We start from the raw sequence: 23,168 nt of genomic DNA, 5'->3' as shown, positions 1-23,168 counted from the left end.
AATCGGTGAGACTGGCCCGGCTAATACATTGCTCATAAAAGATCGGCAAAGGGCTGAATATAAACAGTATCACCAGGGATAAGCTGTTCATCTTGCTCACCAATGACAATGAGGCAATTGCCTTTCACCATCGAGCTCAACATTCCTGAACCTTGGGCTCCCGTGCTGGTGACATGCAGGCGACCATCGCTACCAAGATGGTAAACGCCGCGGGTAAACTCGGTGCGGCCTGTGCGGCTGCGTAAGTTACAGTCGGCAACTGCTGGCAGCATGGTTGCTGACCATTCAAGTTCACCAGCTAGTTTGCGCAGAGCTGGCTGCACAAACTGCATAAAGGAGACCATCACCGCAACGGGATTACCCGGTAAACCGAAAAATAGGCTATTGCCGATTTGACCAAATGCTAGCGGGCGTCCAGGGCGCATATTGATGCGCCAGAAATTGATTTGGCCGACTTTCGCTAGCGCTAATTTGATAAAGTCGGCATCACCGACCGACACGCCGCCAGAGCTGATCACTACATCGGCGTTAACAGCAGCTGCTTTTAATGCATCAATAAGGGCTTGTTCCGAATCATGAATAATACCCAGATCGATAACTTCGCAGCCTAATTGCTTAACCATTGATTTAATGGTGAAGCGGTTTGAATCATAGATGCAATTAGGTTTTAACGGCTGTCCTGGTTGGCACACTTCATCGCCAGTAGAAAATACGGCAACGCGCGGTTTTCGATAGACGGGGAGTTGACCAAAGCCAAGCGAAGCGAGCATGCCTTGATGGGCTGCCTGTAATCTATGTCCTGCCGAGAGTGCTGTTTGATCTTTTGCGATATCTTCACCCGCTTGGCGAACATGCTGCCCTAGAGATATAGAGCCTGAGAAGCTAACGCTATCGTCACGCTCCTCTGCCAGCTCTTTCATCTGTATGGTATCGGCGCCAGAAGGAATTGGCGCGCCAGTCATAATGCGCACCGCTTCACCGTTGTTTAAAGTATGTTGGTAGCTATGACCCGCCATGACATCGGCAACAATTTTGTACTCGTTTAACATTGGCTCAGAGTATTTAAATGCGTAACCATCCATTGCCGAATTGGTGTGCTGCGGCACATCGACAGGAGATATCGCATCATCAGCAAGCACACGATTACTGCTTTCATCTAAGGGCACCGTTTCCTGTTCTGTGACGGGATGAACATAGCTCAGGATTTTATCGATACCTTGTCTGACAGAAAGCGTTGTACTGCTGTTTATTTCACAGCCACATTCAGTGGCTTGTAATGGCAATGCGCTTGTTGGCTTTTTAAAGTTACTCGCATATTCAATAACAAAGTCGGCGATTTGGCTAACATCATTAATATCGAGGCGTCTAAGTTCCGAAGGTAATTCGGTGTCGTCGCAGCAAGCTATTGCTTGAATATTACTGTCGTGAGTATGAATGAAAGGTTTGCCATGGGAGGCGCGGTGCAATTCAATTTTAGGAAGCTCGAGCTTTTTAAAGCCTTCGACCAAAACTAGATCAACCTTATCTTGTTCTATCTGCTTAAGTAAGTGAGGCAATGACGGGGCTTCTTTGACTAAGTCTTCAGTCATTAGCGCCCAGCGAACATGTGATGCGACCAACATCTGCCTCGCGCCCGCTTTACGCATTTCGTAACTATCTTTGCCTGGAATATCGACATCGAAATCATGATGAGCATGCTTAATTACTGCTAAGCGTATACCGCGACGATTGAGTTCAGGGATCAATTTCTTCAGCAATGTTGTTTTGCCTGTACCGCTATAGGCGCAAAAACCGAGAACGGGGATCGACAGTGGATTGTTAAACGGTATGCTCATGTAGACCTCAAATTTAGTTGGCAATTGCCTCAGAAAGTTGTTGTTTTTGTTCTGGTGTGTTGACGTTGACAAACGCATTGGGTTGGTCAGAAAAGTCACATACAACACAATGATGCTTGGCATACCAGAAGTCGATTTTACGTTCACCCGCATCTAAAAAGGCTTTCATCGATGCTCGCTGCTCAGGCTTTATTAGCAAGACAACGGGTTGCTCTCTTTTACCATCACTGGCCACGGCCATCTCTGCATTGTTCTCTTTGATCTTAGCCAGCATGCGAGGAACTAAGTCCAACGGTAATAGTGGACAATCGCAAGGTACAACAAGTAAAAAATCTGCAGTTGTGTGCCCAAGTGCGGTGATCATGCCAGCTAAAGGTCCTAAATACCCTGAGTCTTCATCACTCAGTACTTTGAAACCAAACTCAGCATACTGGCCTTGGTTGCGGTTGGCATTGATCAGGATCTCTTTCACCTGCGGTCTAATTCTATCTATGGCATGTTTTATCATTGGCTTGCCATTGAGCTCAACCAAGCCTTTATCGTTTCCGCCCATGCGTCTTGCCATTCCACCGGCAAGGATCACGGCATCAATTTGCTGTGACATATCTCAGTTCCTGCTTAGATTTATGGTGGCTAAAAGCCGATATTGTCCCATTTTGTTCATCGGTGACGATAATCTGCTGATCGCAAATATGCCAGCTTTGTTCACAAAGGCTGGTTAAAGAGCAGCTTTGATGACTACTAATAAGCATTCCGGTCCCTTGTGCCTTAAGGTTGCTTATCATGTTAAGCACTAACTGCTGCGACAACTGATCCATGTTAGAGGTCGGTTCGTCGAGCATCAATAGCTTTGGACGCATAATCCAGGCGCGAGCGATGGCTAATCGTTGCCGTTCCCCTCCTGATAAACTTGAGGCTTGCTGCGTAATTAGCGAGCCCAGTTGCGCCATCTCAATGGCTACCGTGGAACGTTGTTTTATCTCAACATGACTTAATTGGCAAAAGGGCTGCACATAGTTCAGGTTGTATTCAACTGAACCGTCAAAGAGGTAAGGGTGCTGATGTAGATAAACAGCTTTGCCTAATAACTGATTTCTTCTCCACCAAGGTGATGCTCCAAAACCCTCTGAATCTATTTTACCTTTACTTGGTGCAAGCAAACCAGCAAACAACTTCATTAGGGTCGTTTTTCCCGAGCCATTATCCCCTTGTAAGTGGATCGTTTGCTGTTGAGATAGGCTGAGTTCATCGAAGCTATAGAGATGACGATTATCGAAACGCATCTCTATATTGCTAGCGGTGATTTTTACCATGACTTAGTGGCTCCTTGGCTCAGCTTTGCCTCTCAAGGTACCTAGCGTAAAGTTAAGTATTAATGAGAGGATAAGTAAAACGAGCCCTAGTGCTATCGCTTGGGCAAAATCTCCTTTGCTGGTTTCTAGAGCGATAGCGGTGGGGATGTTACGAGTCACATCGGCAATGTTGCCGCCCACCATCATTGAGCAACCGACCTCGGTAAGGATACGACTAAATGCAGCAACGATAGCCATCAATAGCGGTACTTTTAATTCTCTGCAGATAACCCACACCGAACGCAACCAAGAGGCACCTAGTGTTCGAGAGGTTTCCCAAGCTCGTTTATCTACACTGGTAAAAGCGGCTTGGCTCATGGCAACTAATACAGGGGCGCAGATCATCATCTGACCTAGTATCATACCTTTTTGGGTGAATAGCCATCTGAGATCACCAAGAGGCCCCATGCGGGTTAGCAATAAATAGACTAATAGACCGATCACAACGGTGGGGATTGATTGTATCGTTTGGACCAAATTAGTGACAAACCAGCGGCCAGGAAAGTGAGCAAAAGCAAGAATAAAACCTAAGACAAGTGACGGTACTAAGGTGATCGCCAGCGCTGCAAACGAGACAGAAAAAGAAACATTAACAATGGACCACACATCGGGGTCTAAAGAAAACAGCAGGCTTAATGCCTGCTGTAATAGGGCTAACCAGCCTTCACTCATTTGCTATACGTTGCCTTAAATAGTTGCTCACCTTCTACGGTGTAGCTATTAATCATAGTTTGGGCTTCGTCGCTAATAAGCCAATCGCTTAATGCTTTTGCACCCTTGTGGTTAAGACCGGGATACATCTCTGGATTGATTAGGATGATTTGGTATGGGTTGGCTAATGCTGCACCACCATCATAATCGATAGCTAGGTCTAGTTTTGCTTTATAAGCAACATAAGTTCCGCGATCAGAAAGGGTATATGACTGCAGCTCATTTGCCATAAGCAGGGTTTTACCCATACCTTGTCCAACCGAGCGGTAACCACTGAAAGTCGGTTCTACCTTAGCACCTTTCCATACGATTAACTCTTTCATGTTGGTGCCTGAGTTATCGCCACGTGATACAAATCCTTCGCCAGAACTTGCTATTTTAGCAAAGGCTTCTTCAGCTGTCTTACTGCTACGGATCTTTGCTGGGTCATTTTTAGGGCCCAAGATCACAAAATCGTTTTCCATTATACCGCGAGGAGTAACACCATAACCTTCTTCAACAAATTTTGCTTCAGCTGCTGGAGCATGGGTCATAACGACATCGACATCTCCTTGGCGAGCCAGTTTAAGTGCTTTACCTGTACCGGTTGCAATTACTTGTACTTTATAACCTGATTCTGCTTCAAATTTAGGCAGTAAATTTTTAAGCAACCCCGAGTTTTCGGTGCTGGTTGTTGTCGCAAGTTTAATGATTTCTTGAGCTTGTGCTGGTGTGATAGCTAAAGCCCCCGCGATAACTGCCACACTGAAAATTGATTTTAGGTTTAACATTTTTGCTCCTTGGCATAATTAAAAAATGCGACTCGCCGCTTTCGCATTTGATTACGTATAAAACAATCTTCGTTAATAGCAAAAAAGGTGCCAATATCGAATTGGACCGAATAATGTCTCAGCTCAGTATTAAAGTGTGAGATAGGTCTCAAGCTTGGCAAAATCAAGGCAGACATAATGTCCCAGAGCCTCATTCATCTGGTTCAGGGTGACCAATTGGCTGGGCTTTGATGCTAGAATAAACTCTATGTGAGTCAAAATGTCCAAAAGAAGACAATATGAGCCTATCAAGTAAAGAGATAAAGCCATTACCCTCAGCAGTCTCTGTGTTGATTGTTGATGATGAACCTGGCATGAGAAGCTTTTTAAAAAAAGCGTTATCGAAGAAGTTTGCCTTGGTTGAGACCGCTGGGAGTGTTGAAGATGCTGAGCAGTTGCGTAGTCGCTGTCACTTCGACCTTCTGATTGTTGATATTCGTCTTCCTGGCCGTTCAGGTATCGAATGGGATGAAGCGCTTAATGACCAAGAACGTCGTTCAGACATCATTTTTATGACGGGTTATGCCGATATGGATGTCGCGATAAAAGCATTGAGAGCAGGCGCATCAGATTTCATTATGAAGCCGTTCCATCTTGAGCAGATGATGAAGGCGGTCGACCGTTGTATCGAGCGCCGTTTGCTTAAGCGTGAAAACTTAATGTTACGGCGTGAGGTCTCTATTGGTCATTCATCTACCATCATCGGTAGTAGTGATGGGATGATGGAGGTGAAGCAGGTTATTGAGCGTGTGGCACCGACTAACGCGGTGATATTAATTGAAGGTGAATCTGGTACGGGTAAGGAGCTGGTGGCACGGCAACTACATCTGCTCAGTGGTCGACAAGGCCCCTTTGTACCGGTCAATTGTGGCGCCATTGCGCCAGAACTCCTCGAAAGTGAGCTATTCGGCCATGCCGCTGGTTCATTTACTGGGGCGAAAGGCAATCGTGAGGGTTTATTTAGCTTTGCATCGGGAGGCACGATTTTCTTAGATGAAATAGGTGAGATGCCACTTAAGATGCAAACGGCATTGCTGCGGGTATTAGAGCAGCGCACGATACGCCCGGTTGGCAGTGAGAAAGAGATTAATATTGATGTACGGGTGCTGGCGGCGACAAACCGTAAGCTCGCTGATGAAGTTGAAGCTGGCAATTTTAGGCGAGATCTTTTTTACCGCTTAAATGTCCTCGACATAGTGATTCCGCCATTAAGAGAGCGTCCAGAAGATGTGGTTGAGCTTACTCATCACTTCATGCGCCAACTGGCTGCCGAGTTAGGCGTAAAAGAGGTCGTATGGAGCCATGAGGATATGCTTAAGCTGCAGCAACACGAGTGGCCCGGCAATATTCGTGAGCTACGCAATATGATTGAGCGTTGCATCTTACTCGGCAAACCACCTGCAGAGTATTGGAAGTCACAGCCTAAAGCCGAGTCTTTTAACGAATTAGGTTATCCGTTAGATTGGACTTTAAAAGCAGTTGAAAAGCACCATGTCACTTCAGTCGTCGATCTTCATCAGGGAAATAAGTCTGCTGCTGCGCGCGATCTTGGTGTGTCGCGAAAAACGCTAGACCGTAAGTACAAAGAGTGGTTTGAGCTTAATCAGTCTGAGGAAGGTTAAGGTGTCATTCTTTCCGCGTATATTGGGTGTTAATTGGCAGCAGATGCGGGCCAAGGTGCGTTATCGCATCTTAATCCTAACCCTATTACCTATTTTGCTCACTTTGGTGAGCCTAGTTTTTATCACTATCTATTGGAATATCAGCTATACGGGTAAGCAGCTTTTTATGAAAGTTAAGGCTGATTTAACCGTAGCAAGTAATACCCTCATTGCGGTGCAAGATAAGCAAGAGAGTCGGCTCGAATTGGTTAAGACCTCTTGGGAGTTTCAAAATGCGTTTCAACATATTAATGCTGCCCCTAAGGCGACACGAAGTAAAATCAATGAGCTACTTGCGTTAAAAAAGGAACAGCTCAATCTGGATTTTTTACGGCTAGTTAGTGTCGCCGAAGCCGCTAGTGATCCCAACTTGAGAATGATGCTACCTAAAATCCATGAAAATGAAGCGGTATCAGGTTTAATGGTGTTGGAGCCGCAAAGGTTAGCCGCACTCGAACCTAAACTGGAACAAGAAGCGGTGATCAAGTTAGTTGATACACCACGCTCGCAAAAACCGAGTAAAGAGATAGAAAAGCGCGGCATGTTGAGTCGCAGTCTATTACCTATATACAGTGACACTGGTAATTTGAGCTGGTATCTCGATGGCGGAATTTTGCTTAATCGTGATATTCGACTTGTCGATCATATACGCGATCTGGTGTACGACAAAGGGACGCTACCGGAGCGTTCAATTGGTACGGTAACGATTTTTCTTGATAACACCCGTATTAGTACCAATGTGCCATTACACTTTTTCCCTCAGGGCAGCGAAAAACAGGGACGTGCACTTGGCAGCTTAGTTTCAGAAGAGGTGAGACAAAAAGTATTGATCCAAGGTTTGATGTGGGTCGATAGGGCTTTTGTATATAACGATTGGTTTATTTCCGCGTATGCGCCGCTTAAGGATATTCGTGGTGAGCGTATTGGTATGATCTATACCGGGTTTTCCGAGTCACCCTTTATTCACAACTATCTGTTGAACATCATAGAGCTGGGCACCATTCTTATGCTGGTGCTGTTGGTCTCTGGCTTATTGGTCTATCGCGGCGCCTACAGCTTGCTGCAACCTATTGAGCGTATTCACCATGTGGTGAAGGCAGTGCAGTCTGGTCGTAACTTACGTATAGGTTCGCTCGGATTAGAAGAGGATAATGAGCTGTCTAATTTGGCTGAGCAGTTTGATCGAATGCTGGATTTGCTGCAACGACGTAATACTCAAATTCAGGCGGCTGCAGAGCTGCTGGAGGTTAAAGTTGAGGAGCGCACTCGCAGTTTACAAGAGAAAACAGAGGAACTGCAGCGCAACGTTGCATTGCTCAACGAGACTCGTCAGCAGCTGGTGACCAACGAAAAGTTGACTGCCCTCGGTGAGCTAACCGCGGGTATTGCCCATGAGATAAATAATCCGACAGCGGTAATTCTTGGCAATATGGAGTTACTTAAATTTGAGCTCGGTGACAAAGCTGCAGATGTTGAAGAAGAGATCGATATTGTTATTCAGCAAGTTGGTCGTATCAGTACCATTATTCGAAGTTTGCTGCAGTATAGTCGTCCCGGTGAGTTTAATGCGCCACTGGAGATGCATCAGCTCACACCTATCATCGAAGAGATGCTGATCTTGGTGCGTCACTCAATTCAAAAGCAAGAAGTGATACTACACCAAGACCTCAATGCCAGCTATCCCATTGAAGTGAATCGTCCCCAGTTACTGCAGGTGTTGATCAACTTAGTTGTCAATGCTGCGCATGCTATGGATGGTCAAGGACGGATCTGGATCCGAACTTATGATTGGGTGCAAAGTGATGAACTTATTGGGGTTAAGATTGAGATTGAGGATGAAGGAAAAGGGATACCTGAAGAGCAACTGGGGCGTATTTTTGACCCTTTTTACACTACACGTAAGGATGGCACAGGCTTAGGGTTATCGCTCAGCTACGGCATCATTAAGCGTATCGGTGGAACGATAGAGGTTAGCTCAACTCTAGGGAAAGGCACTTTGTTTACGATTGGCCTTTACCATAAAGCCAAAGATGACCAGTTTAATCCTCCCTATGAAGGTTTGCATTTCTCTAGTGCGATAGATAAGAAATTCTCTAACCTGAACTCGGAATAACAAACGTATCTCAAACCGTCTTCATTCCGCTAATTGTGTTGTATTCATTTGCAATACGCGGGCTATGGACGCGTCAATACGCTTTGTAAGCAAAGCTAATGACAAGTTTGAGATGAAATAATACAGCGGCTAATTCTCCTCAGGTTATCTTATCGCTTAACCTAAATCGTCAACACATTTTAGGACAAAACAGCAAAAAAAAAGCCGGAATAAAGATAGTCCGGCCACAAAGAGTGTGTGAGCAATGTTGTGCTTGCGAACTCAATCAATTAGGCAGAGATGAAGTGCTTAATAAACTGAGCTTTGGAACGCATGTAAATAGTAATCATTATCATTTGAGTTGGCAAGTGATTTAAATGTAAAGATTGGTTTTTTTCGTGGTTAATTTATATTTTTATTTAAAATCAACTTATTATTGTTAATTTCAAGTTCGTTTTTTTGTAACCCCGCTATTTTATATCCCTGCTGAATAAGCATTTGTAGCATTGCGGAGAAGCGATTATAGGTTGTTACTTCCATTGTTATATAACCATTGTCTTTGGCCCATTTTTCCTGATCGTTTAGCAATGTTTTAGCGAGTCCAAGCTGCCTAAATTCAGGTAAAATCGCCCCAAGCCAGCTATAGAACAAGCCCGATTGTTCACTATAACCAATCTTAAAACCAGCCAACTCACCTTCAATACTAATAATCTGAATCATCAATGGCTTATTATGTAGGCGCTGAAAATAGTCTTGAGGGCTATAACGGCGATCAAATTCTGGTATTTGTTCGGTGAGGTTGATTATTGACTGAAGTAGCTCATCGGTAAGTTGAGTATGACGTTCGATAGTCGTGGTGTACATTTTGACTCTCCAAACAACGACGCCATCAAGGCGACACTAGGACTGACTTAAAAAGTGTCGCGATGATATTATAAAACAACTGGTCAGGCCAGTCTGTCGCGCGCTTTTATTGCTTCTACACTGAGGATTCGATCTTGTAAAACTTTTAGCAGCACGCCGTAGGCAGGAAGGAAGAGTCCTAAACTCACAATAAGCTTAAAGCCGTAATCAACGGTCGCTATCTCTGGCCAGTTCATTGCCATAAATTCGTCGGTGGACGCGTAAAAGGCAACGCTGAAAAATACTAGAGTATCGATAAGGTTACCGATCACTGTTGATGCCGCAGGGGCAACCCACCAGGCCCTTGCTGCTCTGAGTTTGGCAAACACGGTAATATCCATTAGTTGACCAACGAAATAGGCGGCAAAGCTAGCAAAGGCGATGCGAAATACAAAGCTGTTAAATTCAACCAATGACTGGCTGCCTTGAAAGCTGCCTTGGTGGAAGAGAACGCCGATTAAATAGGAGATCACTAATGCGGGAATCATTGCTTTAAGGATAATCTGTCTGGCATTTTGTTGGCCAAAAATTCTGACGGTAAGATCAGTGGCTAAATAAACAAATGGAAAGCTAAAAGCCCCCCATGTGGTATGGAAGCCAAATATCTGAAAAGGGAGTTGTACCAAGTAATTGCTGGCGGAAATAATCAGTATATGAAAACTGACCAATAGCCATAAAGCACGCTGTGTCTGCGCGTGAGATAACATTAACATCTTGTGGCCTTTTTTGGTGGTTAACGCGGGGTGAGGGAACCCGCTATCGGTGAATAGATACCATTCTCAGCCGTTAGCTGTGATGGCGGTTAAAGATTTGGGCGGCAGATTATAGAGAACCCTTAAAAATGAGCAAGGATTATCTGCCGTTTTTATTAAAGTTCTACTTTAAATAACACTGTTTATTTGCGCAAAGCGACCTACACTAGCTGTATAAGGTTCTTTTTTTACGGGAGCATTGAATGGTTTACCGATTTATATGGAGTTTACTGTTGCTATGTTTGCTGTCACTTAAGCTAGTGAGTGCAGAGCCTATTACAATCTCTATTGTAGGTGAAGAGATGATTGATTACAGCAATCGGGATGGTAGCGGTTACTATTTAGATCTCGTTCGTCGTATATTTCCCGAGCCAGAGTGGCAACTAAATGTTGACCTTGTGCCTTTTGCAAGATCTTTATATTTGGTTGAACAAAAAAGGGCTGATATGGGATTAGGTGTCTATTCAGGTGATGTGAGTAGCTCCTATTATAGTCGAGAGCCTATAGAAGTTGACAAAGTCGATGTGGCTGTAACGCCTGAATTAGCTGCAATCTGGAAGGGTGTATCTAGTCTGAAACAGAAGAAAGTACAAGCCATGTTGGAGTATCGTTTCGACAGTTTTGTCAACGTTCCTATGTACTATGAAGAGAATAGTGATCTGCTACAGATGCTTAATCACGTCAATTCGGGTCGTATTGATGCCGTTATGTATTACAAGGATGAGATGGAAAAATTATCCACCAAACTACATCATCCGCGTCAGTATGTCATTATCGAAAATGTACTGGCTCCTGCAGTATATTTTGTATTTGCTCATACTCCCAAGGGAGAGCGGCTTAAAGTGATATTTGATAGCAAGATGGATGAGCTTATTCAATCTGGAGAAGTTGATAAGATTTTTCACAAGTATATGCCAAATCGTGATCGCCTCCAATCGATCCAATAATATTGATTGCAAAAGTTAATGACATTTAAGTTTGCTTTATACTTATTCGTATTACATTTCAGTCAAAATCGACAGTATGGTTCGAAGCTTATTTTCTAACTCGTTCCACTCGGCGTCCGCTTCGGATCCCGATACGATTCCCGCCCCAGCAAATAAATTAATTCTACCTGGCTCGATTAGGGCGCTGCGAATAGCGACAGCAAACTCACTATCGTACTTGTTAATATAGCCACAGGCACCAGCATACCAGCCTCGAGTGTAGCCCTCACGCTGCCTGATAAAGCTAATAGCAGACTCTTTCGGTAGCCCCCCCACGGCGGGCGTTGGGTGCAACGCCTGGAGAATTTGAAAGTCATTCACTCCTGTTTTCAATTCTGCCCTAATAGAGCGGTGCAGATGTTGAATATGGCTAAGTTTAAAAATTTTCGGGGATTCATCGGCACCGACATAGTTACTGAGGGGGGTTAGCGCATCGACAATGTGTTCTCGAACGAGTTGGTTCTCATGGCTATTTTTAGTGTCATCGAGCAACTGCTGCGCCAGCATAATATCTTCATCTTCATTTAGTCCTCGAGTCGTTGTTCCCGCCAGTGCTTCAGTAAAAAGTTCTCGCTGACAGCGACGATAGAGGCGTTCTGGAGTACAAGAGATAAAAGCACTGTCTGGACTGAACTGAAACCCAAATTGAAAACTATTCTGGTTACGGCCTTGCCAACTGGCTAATAACATCCAAGGGTCGACTTTCTCGTTGATCTCAAGTTGAGTCAAACGAGACAGAACGACCTTAGGCGTGTCTTTAATAAATTTATCCTGAGTCACTTGATTGACCAGTTCGCTCCAGCGTCGCTGATTGGGGCGATCGCTGCGACTAAGAATATTAATCTTATTCGGCGGAGATAAGGGCGAAGGTGGTGCTAGCTGAGCGAGTGCTTCAAGGGCTAATTGACGCTCCACTTCCATGTCGTTGAGTTCAATGTTGAGATTGATTAGCAGTTTATATTCGTTGCCGCTTCGACGTAACTCTATACGAGGTAAGATGAAATGAGCTCTGCCATATTCGGGCCAACACTCAGTATGGCGATCGAATGCGACACCGCCGTAATAGCGAATATCTTGATTTGTCGATAATGCGCGCTGTTGCTGATATGCCGCACAAAGCTGATTGTCATCGACAGCGTCTTCAAAAGTAAAGTCTTTACACGAACCGATTGCCGCAACCTCTTCTTGCGTGTCCCGCCCTCTCCAATACACTCTAGGATAACAAGATTGGCTTGCAAGCCAGGCAATTGTTGGCAGGGGACACACGGGCACAGAAAGCTGGATAATGGGTTCTCCATGTTGATGGAGTTCCAATTGTGTAAGCTTATTGATTAAGGATTGTATGGCCTGCTGCAGCGAGGGAACGCTCAATAAATACTCCAACTTTATCGGAAAGTGTCGCGGTTCGTGGCGAGGAAGGGCTTAATCTCCTTCATTAAGGAAACTTATTACGATTGGTAATAAGAATCTTTACCACAAACTAATGCGCCAGCAAAAAACTGTCAAGTTACAGCTTTTTAAGCTGTGAACTTGCCCAAAAATTATTTTGATCTTATTAATCGCACCTCTGTCAAAATGTGAGTTATTTTGTCTTTTTAGATGTGAGAGTGGGTCAAAATGTCCTGTTGAAGTATGCTTGTTTACTGATGATGTCTAAATTAGTCGATCTGAGTTGGTTTTTGTTTTCTTCTAACTTGTTTATAAAGCGATAAGACCGAACAATATTATCTATCGGGTACTTAACTGCATTAATGAACAATGAAATTAAAACAAAAAGTGATTAAGTTATCACTGGTTGCCATTGCTGTCGGTAGCACTCATTCGGTTTTGGCTGACGATATTGATAGATCGCCAATGTTAGATGCCGCAGAAGTTATGGCTGCTGTAGAACGATATTGACTATGTCACTACTTCAATTGCGTCAGGTGAGCTTCAGCTATCAAGCAGCGAGTTCATGGCTGTTTGATGAGTTAGAGTTCACCTTAGATCGAGGAGATTGCCAGCTCATTTATGGTTGTACAGGTTCGGGTAAATCGAGCCTGCTAAAATTGATCTTGGGGATCTTAGTCCCTCCGCTATCTGGCGAGCGAATTTGTGCGCCAAATTTAACCTTCGGCGTTGTTATGCAAGATCCCAGTGTGCAGTTACTTAGGCAAACTTTGGGTGCTGAAGTGGTATTCGCATTGGAAAACCTAGGTGTTGATTCATTTGAGATGCATGGGCAGGTGACCAATGCATTGCGTAAGGTGGGGCTGTTTATTAGCCTCGAAACACCAGTGGTTCAACTCTCTTTAGGTCAGCGTTATCGCTTGATGATTGCGGCTCAGTTAGTATTACAACCCGATGTACTCTTACTCGATGAGCCATGGGCTCAACTTGATAATCAAGGTGTTCGAGAGTTGTCAGCGCTTATTAACGAGCTAAAGTCTCAGGGAATGGCAATTGTCATTGTTGAGCATCATAAGACGGCTTTTACGGGGTGTGCTACACATCATTGGCAGCTGCAACGTGGTCGATTAAGTCTCTATCAACAAGGCGATAAAAACGGCCTTATCGCTATTGCTGATACCCGCTTAGTACCAAACTCGATCTGCACAAATGCACCGCTAATCTGGAGTCGTGGCTTTAAGTTGCGGTTTGGTCGAAAAAAACTCCTATTTGAAACCGATGAGCTAACTCTGCATGCGGGTGAAGTCGTTGGCTTAATTGGTGATAACGGTACAGGTAAAAGTACTTTGCTTAAGTGTTTGGCAGGTATTCAGGCCGATGTCGATCACCTTGATGTAAAGGTCTTAGGTAAGCGTCCCAAGCTGGGGATTTACGGACATAGCTTAGCCTTGCTTCATCAAAGGCCTAGTCGACAACTCTTTGAAACAACCGTGATAGAGGAGATGCAATTTAACCTTAAGCGTTATGGATTTCCCCTTAAGCGCGCTATTGATATGTTAGCGCGGTTAGGATTAACGACCTTAGCGCAAGTGTCACCCCATAAACTTTCTTGTGGGCAGCAGCATCTGATTGCGTTGGCTTCGTTGGCATGTCTACAACCTCAGATCTTGTTACTGGATGACCCATTTGCAGGCTTAGATAATGCAAGCTTTGCCAAGGTCGCTCATCTTATTTTGGAGCTTAGTCAGCAAGGTACAGCTGTGGTGATCGCGAGTCACAGGTCATTGGGTCAATTTCCCTTAGATAAGATCTGGCATATTAGTCAGAAATATCTGCAATCTTGCCTGCCGACTGAGTTTGTTAATGGTCACTATCAAGGTGAGCAGGATTATGCTCGTGTGGGTTAAACAGCGTCAATCTAGTGCAAGCTTTGCCAATTCTAGTCACGTCGATAGTGGGCGTTATGTTGTTCGAAGTGCTGTACTGCTTATTCATGGGTATTTTCGGTGAGGGAAGTTCAGTGGACTGCGTCTGCTGTTTATCACTTAGCTAGCCGTTACCGTATCACTTTATCTGTTGTTGCATGACGTTGAGCGGGTGATGCGAGGGGCTCGTATTACCAAAGGACTTGTGTCGCCCTAAAAATTGGCGTGAGCTTATCTATTGGGTGTTGGATTCGCTAAACCAGTTTATCTTGTCGTTTTGTTAATATTTGTCCGCAGAACGGCCGTAAAGTTATTGGTGATCTCTTTGTTCTCGGCATACTATTAGCGCTTTCATAAAGTGTGTTTTTTTGTTAGACGCGCTATGTTGTTATTCAGCCCGGACTTGAAATGTCGGGAATGAACCGAAGGTGCCGAGTTAGATATATGAATGACAAAGTGGATGATACAACAGGTCTGATGAAATTAGCTGTGCCACACTTACGTTTGGGGATGTTTGTACAGGCGATTGATAGTCAAGGTTTGGTGAATATCACTAACCCAGGGCAGATCAAAAACCGAGAAACCATCAACAAACTGAGTAAAAATGGTATCGAATATGTGTGGGTCGATGTAGAACGCTCAGCCGAGGGTTGTGGGTTAAGAAAGAAGTCAATAAAGCCGGAAATCACCAGTAAGAAAATCAACCGAGCGCAGTCTCAAGATAAAGCTAAGCGCTTAATGGCTGAGGCCAAAGGATTGGTGCAAAAAGTATTGTCGGAAACCTTTGAAGGTAAAGCCATTGAAGTTGCTCCCTTTGAATATTTGGCCGACAACATGATTGAATCGGTAATGTTAGATGACGATGCCTTTAAATGCATCTCTGCTTTGCGCTCTAAAGATGCCTATTTGTTAGAACATTCAATTAATGTTGCCTTTTTACTCGTGACCTTTGGTAAGTATCTTTCTCTCGAACGCGATGAGTTAAAGCATCTTGCTGTTGGAGGGATCTTACATGATATCGGTAAGGTGAAAGTTGATAACAAGATACTGCATAAGCCTGGGCGATTAACTCCAGAAGAGTTTGAGCATATGAAATTGCATCAGGTGTATGCAAAAGAGATTTTGGCTGAAACTCCTGACTTGCCACAAATTAGCCGTGACGTCTGTTTGATGCACCATGAAAAGCTTGATGGTAAAGGTTATCCTAACGGGCTTAAAGGGGAGCAACTGAGTCTGCATGGCAGAATGAGTTGTATCATCGATATCTATGATGCATTGACTGCAACTCGTTGTTACAAGGAAGCGATGAGTCCCGCCGCCGCCTTTAAAATTCTATTGAGCCTAACGCCCTTTCACCTCGATGAAAAACTGGTCTATGAATTTATCCGGTGTATTGGTGTATATCCTGTCGGTTCACTGGTGCAAGTGTCTGATGGACGTATCGGTATTGTATGGGATGCTAAGGGCCGAGATGCACTGCACCCTATCTTGAAATGTTTCTACTCGATCAAACACAAGCGTTATACCGAGGTCGCCATGGTTGATCTGCTTAAAAGTGATGTGAATATCGAGCGAGGTATTTCACCGAGCTCATTAGAGGTCGATCCGACGCCATTTTATTAACAATAGCGCCTTAGCTGATTCAGCTATTTGTTAGTGAAAACGGATATTTGTCGATCGGGATTTGGCACTCAATAATAGCCACTTATACTCAACGCCTAATCTACCAAGGAGGCGAAATGAAAAAGTGGTTTATTCTGTTATCGTGTGGCGCCTTCGTTGTTGCGTCAATGTTCACAACGGGTATGGTGCGCGCGTTAGTCGATCTTATTGCATTTGCTGCTATCTTTGGCTTAGTTTGGTCTATGCAAGATTCAACTGAAGTTAATGATATAAAGTAACGACACAGTCCCGATTGATCCCCACAATAACAAGCCTAATATTAATGGTTTTGCCCCTGCTTGGCGCATTTTACTCACAGTGATACCTGCGCCAATCAGGAAGAGGCAAAGAACCAAAGTACGTTTTGCTGCGCTAAAGATAAGTTGGTAGGCATCTTGGCCTTGGGGGAAGTAGTGCGCTACGGCAATTGCGACACAATACAGCAAAATAAAGTAGGGAATGGCAATTTTACGGCGGTCACCACCAAACAGCAGCGCGCTGATTAATGCCAATGGCACAATCCATAGTGCTCGTGCGAGTTTAATGGTTGTTGCGACCGTTAAGGCTTCATCGCCATAGGCTGAAGCCGCCCCGACTACCGATGAGGTATCGTGGATAGCTATCGCGCTCCACACACCAAAATGATATTGGCTCATATCAAACAGATGCCCTAACGCAGGAAAGAGAAACAGTGCGATAGAGTTGAGTACAAATACCGTTGCCAGCGCGATCGCAGTTTGATGGCTGCCTGCCTTAATCGCCGGTGACACCGCGGCAATCGCACTGCCACCGCAAATGGCGGTACCCGCTGAGATCATATGGCCTAGCTTTGCATCGATTTTGAGTAGTCGACTTAGCAATGTTCCCAAGAGTAGGGTGAATACGATAGAGCCTAAGATCAAAGTGATATTATCGGCACTGGCTTGCAGTGCTGCATCAAGTTGAATCCCAAATCCTAATCCGATAATTGAGTAGGCCAGCAGTTTCTTGGTGATCTTGCCTAGATCTAATGATTTGGGTACTAAGCCTAAACTTGCCAAGGTAAAGCCCAATACCAAGGCAATGGGCGAAGAAACAATTGGGGTCAGGCATATCAGTGCACACAGGATGAAAACAAGCTGAGATGGATCAGATATGAAGGGTTTAAAAAAAGATCTCATCTGTAAATAATCGCGTCCTATTTTTAGAGTTTGGCAGTATAGCCTTGGCATACCATCTAATAAATTCAAGAACACTTATCTAGAGATTAAGTTTTTCTTACTCTTTAGTTTGTCGTCGACACGGCAGCATCATGCTGCCAGCTCGATTAAGACAGTAGCAGTAAGCTGCCTAAGCCTAAGAAGATAAAGAAACCGACGACATCAGTAACCGTGGTCAGGATCACTGAACCGGCAACAGCAGGGTCGATTTTCATCTGTTTTAGCACAAAGGGGATCACCGTTCCCGATGATGCAGCGGCTAAGCTATTAAATACAATAGCAACAAAGATAATGCCGCCAAGGGGCACTGAATTGAACCAATAACTGACCACCAAGCCGATGAGCGCGCCTAGCAGCACACCGTTAAAGGCGGCAATTTTAAGCTCTTTATCCAATAGCAGTTTCAAGTTACTGCGTTTTAAGTGATTAAGGGCAATACCACGCAATGCAACCGCTAAGGTTTGGCTGCCTGCTATGCCGCCCATGCTGGCGACCACAGGCATTAATATTGCCAGTGCGACAACTTGTTGTAGTGCCTCTCCAAATAAGCCGATCACCCACGAGGCCAAAAATGCGGTTAGCAAATTTGTAGTGAGCCAAATCGCGCGCATTTTGGCAGCCACAGAAACTGGGGTAAAGAGATCTTCCTCATCTTGGGCAGTATCAGAGGCGAGGACTTCTAGGCTTCGCTCTTTTAAGCGCAGCATTAAGGTCGAAGCGGCAATTGCCCCAATGATTTTGCCTTCTTTTTGCACTGGGTACCATGCGAAACCAGCGACTGGATTCAGGTGTTGAGCCGCTTTAGTAATATCTTGTTCATCCAATACAGGTTCAATGTCAGTGATGATCTCTGACAGTGGTGTGCTGGGCTCGACATGGCGAAGTTGTTCAATGGTACAAGCCCCTTGATATTCACCTTTTGCATCGACGGCGTAGACGGCGACAAACTCTTTCGATTTATGTTTGCTTAAACGCTCTAATACTCGACTTATTGGCGCTGTGGGGCGCGAACGTAAAATATCACTATTTAGATAACGTCCAACCTCTTCATCTTGATAGCTCAGCGCTTGTTGGATCTGCTCTGTGGTTAGCGATGCTTGCTGATCGAGATAATCTTCGACAACTTCGTTGGGTAGTATCTCAGCGAAGGTAAGAATGTCTAGCTCTGAGATACGTTTTAGCAGGCCTTGCATCTGCTCGGTGGAGAGAAGATCTAAAACGTGACGAGCTGTTTCGTAGTGCAGCAAATGCAGGATAGGCCAACCACGGTCGACGGGGATCTTGCGACACAGTAGCGAACGATATTGGTCGGTAACAGACTCTAATAGATGAGCAAGATCGGCATCACTATATTCACTGATAAATGAAAGCGATACCGTTTCTTGCTGCTCGGGATGACTGACAATGTCAATGACCCGGGAGAGTAAGTCATCTCTTACCTCTTCTTCGGTAAGAGGCTCATATTCAGGCATTGTCATGGAAATATCCTTATCTAAACGCGGTATCGATTCTTATGGCGCCATTCTACAAGGGGCAGATTGTTTTGCTAGCCGTTATTGAGCGATTTATCCGCCGTTAACCAGAAAACTTTCAGCCGGATCCACTAATACACGCTCACCCATTCCTTCACGTCCAAGTAGCATCAAGTAGGTCATATCTTGACGATTACTTAAGGTGAGTTCGATAGGCCACTGATTGTCGCCTAATTGCAGGGTGGTTTGAATGACACAGCGTTGTTCAACTTCACCATTAGATGATTTAATCCGACGCGAGTCGAATACTGGTGCCTTACAATGCACCGTCTGATCTAGATTGTAGATGTCAGGGTGCAGATCAAACTCCACATAGGGTCGGCCTTTCACCTTGATGCGTTTGAGGTTATCGACATGCAAAGAGGAGGTTTTCGCTCCGGTATCTATGCGAACTTGCAGATCACTAATCCCAAGATCGGGTAGGTTGCATGATTCTAAATTTCCGATGATGATTTTGTTCATTTTTTAAACCCAAAGATGACAAAGTTAATCGGTTAAGCCATCGCTATATAATGGGGGTAGCGATGGGCATTATTTGATCGTTCATGATTTCAATATGCTCGACCACTTCATCTGCAGCGCTGCCAAAATAGGCAATATGGAACATGGCATCACCCTCTAGTACCAAGGGGATGTTTTGTTTGCCAATGACAATACCCGCACGATTAGAGGTCACTTGTTGGATCAGCTCACCCAATGGGCTGTTGATCTCTGCAAGCACTTCGCCTTTTTCAACATAAGCACCGAGTTTGGCAAATTCACACACAAATCCACTGGCAGCAGCACGGGTCCAATCGCTGCGGTTGGCCACAAATGGTGCGATTTTCTGCCTTAATCGGCGTTTACGGATCACCCCTAGAGAAGATAAAACATTGAGTATGCCGCGTACCCCAGTTTGAATCGATAACTCGTCGAAACGCAAGGCCTCTCCTGCTTCATACAGTAGCACACGAGCGCCGTTATTGACCGCGGCTTCGCGCAGTGAACCGTCGCGTACGTTAGCGTTCAGTAACACGGGTACACCAAATGCCTGTGCTAAGGCTAAGGTATCGGCATCATCTAAATTCGCTCTAATTTGAGGCAGATTCGAGCGATGTATTGCGCCTGTATGCAGATCGATACCGTAATCGCAATGACGCACAATACTATTGATAAAGGTATAGGCTACCCGGCCAGCAAGTGATCCTTTTTGAGAGCCGGGAAAGCAGCGATTAAGATCGCGCCTATCGGGCATGTAACGACTCTGATTAAGTACACCATAAATATTGACCATAGGCACCAAAATCAGCGTACCTGTAGCGAGTTTTATCTGCTGCTGGATTAAGCGCCGGATGATCTCAATACCATTAAGCTCATCACCATGAACTGCGGCGCTAATAAATACCGTAGGTCCTGGTTTTTTGGCTCGAATAACATGCACCGGAATCGACACCTGAGTATCGGTGTAGAGACTGGCGACAGGCAGTTCTAATTGGCGTTGTTCACCTAGCAGGATATCAACCCCACCAATATTTAACGGTGTTTCCATTAACCTTTTCCACGTGTTTTGTTTGCGTTGGGTTTGGCGTTCTTTTCGATAAAGCCATAAATCAACCCAGCAACATCTTTTCCTGTGGCTTGCTCAATCCCTTCTAATCCAGGAGAGGAGTTAACCTCCATCACAACTGGGCCATTATTAGATTGTAAAATATCGACGCCACAAAGGTTTAATCCCATCGCTTTAGCTGCATTAAGTGCAGTTGCGCGTTCTTCTTTGCTTAGTTTGACTAGCTGAGCCATACCGCCACGGTGAAGGTTTGAACGAAACTCCCCTTCAGCCGCCTGACGTTTCATTGCAGCAACAACTTTGTCGCCCACAACGAAACAACGAATATCGGCGCCGCCAGCTTCTTTAATAAACTCTTGTACCAAAATATTAGCTTTTAAACCCATAAAGGCTTCAATTACGCTTTCTGCAGCTTTGTTCGTTTCTGCCAATACAACGCCAATTCCTTGAGTGCCTTCTAGTAGCTTTATCACGAGTGGTGCGCCGCCAACATTCTTAATTAAATCTTGGATTTTATCGGGTTTACTCGCAAAACCAGTACGAGGTAGACCTATGCCTTTACGCGATAACAACTGCAGCGAACGTAATTTGTCACGAGAGCGACTGATTGCTACCGATTCATTGACACAGAAGGTCCCCATCATCTCAAACTGACGCACAACCGCAGTACCGTAGAAGGTAATTGATGAACCAATGCGAGGGATCACGGCATCATATTTAGGCAACACTTTACCCATGTAGCGCACGGTTGGGTTGCTGCTGGTGATATCCATGTAGCAGTGAAGCGTGTCGATGATATCGACTTCATGTCCACGGGCTTCTCCCGCCTCTTTTAGGCGACGAGTTGAATAAAGATTTTCGTTACGAGACAAAATTGCGATACGCATGTCTGTATTCCTTAATATCTCCCTCGGTAAACTAAGGGATTAAAATTTGCCACTTATCAATGGCTAATAAAAAATAACAACGGCAATAAGTCTGTTTTTCATTGGCCGAAATACTATCGATCTGTAATTGGATAACTACTGTGATCTAACTATAGCCATAAATTATGACGGTCGTGACCAAGAGCAAATATTTCTCTTTTATATCATTCGATTGTCAAATTTGATTGGCGTTTGTCAAAATTAGGACGCGACATTAGGGCGAAAATCGTGATGTGAAAAGCTAATTATTTTTGTCGTCACAACAAGCCGTTTTGCTTGTGGTAGCGTTATGTCTAATAAGCCATTGGTGATCTATTTGCTCATCGAGATTACCGTTCACTTGAAGGCCGCCATCGAGTCCTAAAAATAGGTGCCATGCATTATTTACTGCTGAATGAAAAGAGCTTATTAATGCAATAGGTATCATCTACCGTATCTGCTTTACTACCGATATGCAAATACCCAAACAATTGTAATTATTTGAGTTATTATCATATGTGATTCATTTCATTAGGCTGGCGATAGGGTTTGTGCATATGAGCGGCTTGATCTAGTGATTGGATGCAGGTACCGCTGTTAATGGGGATATATCGGCAGCCATAACTCAGTTTATTCCCTGATACCGCCAAAGGCAGTGGGCGTTTTCTAACGCAATACCAATTGGCGATTTAAATCCGAAATATCACTTTAAAACTTTGCAAGTAAGGCGCTTGCCTGAGAAAAGCTATGAACATTAAAGAGTTTTCTAAATTAGCCAGATTATCACCTTATACACTGCGCTACTATGAGAAAATTGGCTTACTTCAACATGTCCGTCGTAATTCCAGCGGTCATCGAGACTATACAAACAAAGATATGCAGTGGGTTCAATTTGTTACTCGCTTAAAGGATACAGGAATGCCGCTAGCTGAAATTCAGGAATACGCCACATTACGAGAACGGGGAACCAGTACCGTCTTGGCGCGCCAAACATTGCTAGAGCAGCATAAAGATAATTTGAAAGCGCATATTGAATTACAGCAACAGCATTTGGCGGTTTTAGAAGATAAAATTAATCTGTATAAAGCCAATAAAGTGAGTTGACTTAGAGTTAACTCTAACCTGTAAGCTGTGATTCTACTTACATATAGGGAGCGCACTATGGAAGGTTCAAGGTTTGCTTTAGGTTTAGAACAACTGTCTAAAATTGATGGTGAAGCGGGTCATCAAGTCATTGAAAGTCTGCAAGATATCTGTCCTGATTTAGCTCGGTTTATTATCGAATACCCGTTTGGGGATATTTATACTCGGCAAGCTTTAGACTTGAAGTCTAGAGAAATAGCGACGGTCGCCGCGCTTACTGCACTGGGTAACTGCCAGCCTCAACTTAAGGTGCATTTGAATGCGGCTTTGAATGTGGGTTGTAGCGAGGAGCAAATAAAGGAAGTGCTTTTGCAAATGTCTGTTTATGCCGGGTTTCCTGCGGCACTTAACGGGATGTTTGCTTTTAAAGAGGTCCTTCAGGAGCGAAAGGTTCCAGACCAAGTTTAATGCTAGTTCATAATAAGTTGAGCAGCATTACCTGACTATAACGCTGAGCACTAGGGAATCCCCAGATAATTCCTTTTACAATCAATTAGTAGACACGCATGGTGCTGTTTGATCTAATCAATTTCGCCAAAAACAAACTAGAACAACACCATACGTGACATTACGATACTACATGACTCTCTTAGCAATCAATGCTCTTCCATCCACAAAAACGTCTTAATTCTCTTATGGTTGCCACTAAATCATAACTAGGTGGTGATCAACTCTCTTTGACCCAACTAGGCCGTAAATGAGGGGATCCCCCTGCGCCTTTTGTAGTGTGGCATTTAAGCGCTTTCCAGAAAACTGAGTTTTTTGC

Annotated in this window: 22 protein-coding genes; 9 read left to right on the top strand and 13 right to left on the bottom strand. The window is 44.4% G+C overall.

What is annotated here, in order from left to right; translation table 11 throughout:
* Positions 1-32: 32 nt before the first annotated feature.
* The 5 genes from K0I62_RS18370 to K0I62_RS18350 are packed head-to-tail and all read right to left on the bottom strand — an operon-like array spanning position 33 to position 4,668.
* Positions 33-1,835: a bifunctional molybdopterin-guanine dinucleotide biosynthesis adaptor protein MobB/molybdopterin molybdotransferase MoeA gene (locus tag K0I62_RS18370; protein WP_220069456.1), complete on the bottom strand. Its 1,803-nt coding sequence runs from the start codon at positions 1,833-1,835 to the stop codon at positions 33-35.
* A gap of 13 nt (positions 1,836-1,848) precedes the next feature.
* Positions 1,849-2,439 (bottom strand): molybdenum cofactor guanylyltransferase MobA, encoded by a 591-nt coding sequence (gene mobA, locus K0I62_RS18365; protein WP_220069455.1) that lies wholly within the window; start codon positions 2,437-2,439, stop codon positions 1,849-1,851.
* Complete coding sequence (locus K0I62_RS18360; protein ID WP_220069454.1) at positions 2,423-3,148, bottom strand: ATP-binding cassette domain-containing protein; 726 nt, start codon at positions 3,146-3,148, stop codon at positions 2,423-2,425. The genes mobA and K0I62_RS18360 overlap by 17 nt, the downstream gene beginning before the upstream one ends.
* Positions 3,149-3,151: 3 nt before the next feature.
* Entirely contained in the window at positions 3,152-3,859 is a 708-nt protein-coding gene (locus K0I62_RS18355; protein ID WP_220069453.1) for an ABC transporter permease, read from the bottom strand.
* Positions 3,856-4,668: an ABC transporter substrate-binding protein gene (locus K0I62_RS18350; RefSeq protein WP_220069452.1), complete on the bottom strand. Its 813-nt coding sequence runs from the start codon at positions 4,666-4,668 to the stop codon at positions 3,856-3,858. Before K0I62_RS18350 ends, K0I62_RS18355 begins: the two co-directional genes overlap by 4 nt.
* A gap of 278 nt (positions 4,669-4,946) precedes the next feature.
* On the opposite strand from K0I62_RS18350, the gene K0I62_RS18345 reads away from it, so the two are divergent.
* Entirely contained in the window at positions 4,947-6,329 is a 1,383-nt protein-coding gene (locus K0I62_RS18345) for a sigma-54-dependent transcriptional regulator (protein WP_220069451.1), read from the top strand.
* A gap of 1 nt (position 6,330) precedes the next feature.
* Positions 6,331-8,481, top strand: a complete 2,151-nt coding sequence (locus K0I62_RS18340; protein ID WP_220069450.1) for a sensor histidine kinase — start codon at positions 6,331-6,333, stop codon at positions 8,479-8,481.
* Positions 8,482-8,862: 381 nt separating this feature from the next.
* Here the strand turns inward: K0I62_RS18340 and K0I62_RS18335 are convergent, their stop codons facing one another.
* Entirely contained in the window at positions 8,863-9,324 is a 462-nt protein-coding gene (locus tag K0I62_RS18335; protein ID WP_220069449.1) for a GNAT family N-acetyltransferase, read from the bottom strand.
* An 83-nt stretch (positions 9,325-9,407) separates the two neighbouring features.
* On the bottom strand, positions 9,408-10,076 hold the full coding sequence (locus K0I62_RS18330; RefSeq protein ID WP_220069448.1) for a 7-cyano-7-deazaguanine/7-aminomethyl-7-deazaguanine transporter: 669 nt from the start codon (positions 10,074-10,076) through the stop codon (positions 9,408-9,410).
* 242 nt (positions 10,077-10,318) lie between these two features.
* On the opposite strand from K0I62_RS18330, the gene K0I62_RS18325 reads away from it, so the two are divergent.
* Positions 10,319-11,062 (top strand): substrate-binding periplasmic protein, encoded by a 744-nt coding sequence (locus K0I62_RS18325; RefSeq protein WP_220069447.1) that lies wholly within the window; start codon positions 10,319-10,321, stop codon positions 11,060-11,062.
* Between the two features lie 51 nt (positions 11,063-11,113).
* Here the strand turns inward: K0I62_RS18325 and K0I62_RS18320 are convergent, their stop codons facing one another.
* Positions 11,114-12,472: an isochorismate synthase gene (locus K0I62_RS18320; RefSeq protein ID WP_220069446.1), complete on the bottom strand. Its 1,359-nt coding sequence runs from the start codon at positions 12,470-12,472 to the stop codon at positions 11,114-11,116.
* A gap of 387 nt (positions 12,473-12,859) precedes the next feature.
* Between K0I62_RS18320 and K0I62_RS18315 the strand changes: the two genes are divergently transcribed.
* The 4 genes from K0I62_RS18315 to K0I62_RS18300 all read left to right on the top strand — a co-directional run bounded on the left by K0I62_RS18315 (position 12,860) and on the right by K0I62_RS18300 (position 16,316).
* The gene (locus K0I62_RS18315) at positions 12,860-13,000 is read left to right on the top strand and encodes a hypothetical protein (protein WP_220069445.1); all 141 of its coding nucleotides are present in this window, start codon (positions 12,860-12,862) and stop codon (positions 12,998-13,000) included.
* A gap of 2 nt (positions 13,001-13,002) precedes the next feature.
* Complete coding sequence (locus K0I62_RS18310; RefSeq protein ID WP_220069444.1) at positions 13,003-14,397, top strand: ATP-binding cassette domain-containing protein; 1,395 nt, start codon at positions 13,003-13,005, stop codon at positions 14,395-14,397.
* 462 nt (positions 14,398-14,859) lie between these two features.
* Entirely contained in the window at positions 14,860-16,038 is a 1,179-nt protein-coding gene (locus K0I62_RS18305; protein WP_220069443.1) for a cyclic di-GMP phosphodiesterase, read from the top strand.
* 116 nt (positions 16,039-16,154) lie between these two features.
* The gene (locus K0I62_RS18300; RefSeq protein ID WP_220069442.1) at positions 16,155-16,316 is read left to right on the top strand and encodes a hypothetical protein; all 162 of its coding nucleotides are present in this window, start codon (positions 16,155-16,157) and stop codon (positions 16,314-16,316) included.
* Here K0I62_RS18300 and K0I62_RS18295 read toward each other — a convergent pair.
* The 5 genes from K0I62_RS18295 to rimK form a co-directional block, all read right to left on the bottom strand.
* Complete coding sequence (locus K0I62_RS18295; protein WP_220069441.1) at positions 16,290-17,237, bottom strand: YeiH family protein; 948 nt, start codon at positions 17,235-17,237, stop codon at positions 16,290-16,292. The two genes, K0I62_RS18300 and K0I62_RS18295, sit on opposite strands and share 27 nt — an antisense overlap.
* Positions 17,238-17,383: 146 nt before the next feature.
* On the bottom strand, positions 17,384-18,754 hold the full coding sequence (locus K0I62_RS18290; RefSeq protein WP_220069440.1) for a magnesium transporter: 1,371 nt from the start codon (positions 18,752-18,754) through the stop codon (positions 17,384-17,386).
* Between the two features lie 87 nt (positions 18,755-18,841).
* Entirely contained in the window at positions 18,842-19,270 is a 429-nt protein-coding gene (locus K0I62_RS18285) for an ATP-dependent zinc protease family protein (RefSeq protein WP_220069439.1), read from the bottom strand.
* 43 nt (positions 19,271-19,313) lie between these two features.
* Complete coding sequence (locus K0I62_RS18280) at positions 19,314-20,336, bottom strand: succinylglutamate desuccinylase/aspartoacylase family protein (RefSeq protein ID WP_220069438.1); 1,023 nt, start codon at positions 20,334-20,336, stop codon at positions 19,314-19,316.
* A complete protein-coding gene (rimK, locus tag K0I62_RS18275) occupies positions 20,336-21,241 on the bottom strand; it encodes a 30S ribosomal protein S6--L-glutamate ligase (RefSeq protein ID WP_220069437.1) in 906 nt (301 codons plus the stop codon). Before rimK ends, K0I62_RS18280 begins: the two co-directional genes overlap by 1 nt.
* A 765-nt stretch (positions 21,242-22,006) precedes the next feature.
* Between rimK and K0I62_RS18270 the strand changes: the two genes are divergently transcribed.
* Together K0I62_RS18270 and K0I62_RS18265 are read left to right on the top strand one after the other, a co-directional pair.
* A complete protein-coding gene (locus K0I62_RS18270) occupies positions 22,007-22,363 on the top strand; it encodes a MerR family transcriptional regulator (RefSeq protein ID WP_220069436.1) in 357 nt (118 codons plus the stop codon).
* 57 nt (positions 22,364-22,420) lie between these two features.
* A complete protein-coding gene (locus tag K0I62_RS18265; RefSeq protein ID WP_220069435.1) occupies positions 22,421-22,810 on the top strand; it encodes a carboxymuconolactone decarboxylase family protein in 390 nt (129 codons plus the stop codon).
* The last annotated feature ends 358 nt before the right edge of the window (positions 22,811-23,168 follow it).

The organism is Shewanella psychrotolerans, from assembly GCF_019457595.1.
Classification (GTDB): Bacteria; Pseudomonadota; Gammaproteobacteria; order Enterobacterales; family Shewanellaceae; genus Shewanella; species Shewanella psychrotolerans.
Note: the sequence above shows the minus strand (reverse complement) of the source record. Positions and strands in the feature narration are given on the sequence as shown.

Excerpts from the sequence above, each read along its gene's own strand:
- K0I62_RS18370 (WP_220069456.1), bottom strand. The coding sequence starts at position 1,835 with ATGAGCATACCGTTTAACAATCCACTGTCGATCCCCGTTCTCGGTTTT.
- mobA (WP_220069455.1), bottom strand. The coding sequence starts at position 2,439 with ATGTCACAGCAAATTGATGCCGTGATCCTTGCCGGTGGAATGGCAAGA.
- K0I62_RS18360 (WP_220069454.1), bottom strand. The coding sequence starts at position 3,148 with ATGGTAAAAATCACCGCTAGCAATATAGAGATGCGTTTCGATAATCGT.
- K0I62_RS18355 (WP_220069453.1), bottom strand. The coding sequence starts at position 3,859 with ATGAGTGAAGGCTGGTTAGCCCTATTACAGCAGGCATTAAGCCTGCTG.
- K0I62_RS18350 (WP_220069452.1), bottom strand. The coding sequence starts at position 4,668 with ATGTTAAACCTAAAATCAATTTTCAGTGTGGCAGTTATCGCGGGGGCT.
- K0I62_RS18345 (WP_220069451.1), top strand. The coding sequence starts at position 4,947 with ATGAGCCTATCAAGTAAAGAGATAAAGCCATTACCCTCAGCAGTCTCT.
- K0I62_RS18335 (WP_220069449.1), bottom strand. The coding sequence starts at position 9,324 with ATGTACACCACGACTATCGAACGTCATACTCAACTTACCGATGAGCTA.
- K0I62_RS18330 (WP_220069448.1), bottom strand. The coding sequence starts at position 10,076 with ATGTTAATGTTATCTCACGCGCAGACACAGCGTGCTTTATGGCTATTG.
- K0I62_RS18325 (WP_220069447.1), top strand. The coding sequence starts at position 10,319 with ATGGTTTACCGATTTATATGGAGTTTACTGTTGCTATGTTTGCTGTCA.
- K0I62_RS18315 (WP_220069445.1), top strand. The coding sequence starts at position 12,860 with ATGAAATTAAAACAAAAAGTGATTAAGTTATCACTGGTTGCCATTGCT.
- K0I62_RS18310 (WP_220069444.1), top strand. The coding sequence starts at position 13,003 with ATGTCACTACTTCAATTGCGTCAGGTGAGCTTCAGCTATCAAGCAGCG.
- K0I62_RS18305 (WP_220069443.1), top strand. The coding sequence starts at position 14,860 with ATGAATGACAAAGTGGATGATACAACAGGTCTGATGAAATTAGCTGTG.
- K0I62_RS18300 (WP_220069442.1), top strand. The coding sequence starts at position 16,155 with ATGAAAAAGTGGTTTATTCTGTTATCGTGTGGCGCCTTCGTTGTTGCG.
- K0I62_RS18295 (WP_220069441.1), bottom strand. The coding sequence starts at position 17,237 with ATGAGATCTTTTTTTAAACCCTTCATATCTGATCCATCTCAGCTTGTT.
- K0I62_RS18290 (WP_220069440.1), bottom strand. The coding sequence starts at position 18,754 with ATGACAATGCCTGAATATGAGCCTCTTACCGAAGAAGAGGTAAGAGAT.
- K0I62_RS18285 (WP_220069439.1), bottom strand. The coding sequence starts at position 19,270 with ATGAACAAAATCATCATCGGAAATTTAGAATCATGCAACCTACCCGAT.
- K0I62_RS18280 (WP_220069438.1), bottom strand. The coding sequence starts at position 20,336 with ATGGAAACACCGTTAAATATTGGTGGGGTTGATATCCTGCTAGGTGAA.
- rimK (WP_220069437.1), bottom strand. The coding sequence starts at position 21,241 with ATGCGTATCGCAATTTTGTCTCGTAACGAAAATCTTTATTCAACTCGT.
- K0I62_RS18270 (WP_220069436.1), top strand. The coding sequence starts at position 22,007 with ATGAACATTAAAGAGTTTTCTAAATTAGCCAGATTATCACCTTATACA.
- K0I62_RS18265 (WP_220069435.1), top strand. The coding sequence starts at position 22,421 with ATGGAAGGTTCAAGGTTTGCTTTAGGTTTAGAACAACTGTCTAAAATT.